Origin of the sequence: Catenulispora yoronensis, assembly GCF_039531695.1 — a bacterium.
Taxonomy (GTDB): domain Bacteria; phylum Actinomycetota; class Actinomycetes; order Streptomycetales; family Catenulisporaceae; genus Catenulispora; species Catenulispora yoronensis.
The window spans coordinates 1-557 of record NZ_BAAAQN010000227.1 but is presented as its reverse complement, the minus strand read 5'-3'; the positions used below and the strand labels follow the sequence as shown (position 1 = coordinate 557).

At 63.4% G+C, this 557-nt stretch carries 1 protein-coding gene and 1 pseudogene; one reads left to right on the top strand and one right to left on the bottom strand.

Annotation, left to right across the window (positions count from 1 at the left end; genetic code table 11):
- Positions 1 to 405, bottom strand: a pseudogene (locus tag ABD481_RS46990) (B12-binding domain-containing protein); the annotation flags it as partial.
- Between ABD481_RS46990 and ABD481_RS46985 the strand changes: the two are divergent.
- Positions 358 to 557 (top strand): FCD domain-containing protein (locus tag ABD481_RS46985; protein WP_344672380.1); only part of this gene is annotated, 200 nt, incomplete at its 3' end. The pseudogene ABD481_RS46990 and the gene ABD481_RS46985 sit on opposite strands and share 48 nt — an antisense overlap.

The window sequence follows — 557 nt, the reverse complement described above, 5'->3', positions numbered from 1 at the left end:
GGAGCCCTGCTCTTTACTGGCTTCAATAAACGGCTCAAGGTAGGCCACCGCCTGTTTCATTACACGGGCGGATTTCACCACCTGCGGCAGGAACATTTTGCCTTCGCCGAACAGATCGCCGCCCACGTTCATGCCGTCCATCAGCGGCCCTTCAATGACCTCAATCGGGCGGGCGGCCTGCTGACGCGCTTCTTCGGTGTCCTGTTCGATAAATTCGGTAATGCCCTTCACCAGCGAATATTCGAGGCGCTTTTTCACTTCCCAGGTGCGCCACTCCGCCTGCTGGGCATTCGCGCCGTCGTCCGCTTTGCTGCCGCGATATTTTTCCGCCAGCTCAAGTAACCGTTCGGTACTGTCATCGCGGCGGTTGAGGATCACGTCTTCGACCGCGTCGCCGGCGCGCGCTCCTGGTCCAGCGACCCCGACCCCGACGTCACCGTCAGCCGCCACCGCGACATCGTCACGGCCCTGCGCGCCCAGGACGCCGCAGGCGCGCAGCGGGCCATGGCACATCACTTCCGGGGCATCGAGGCACGCGCGGAACAGGAGACGAGAGG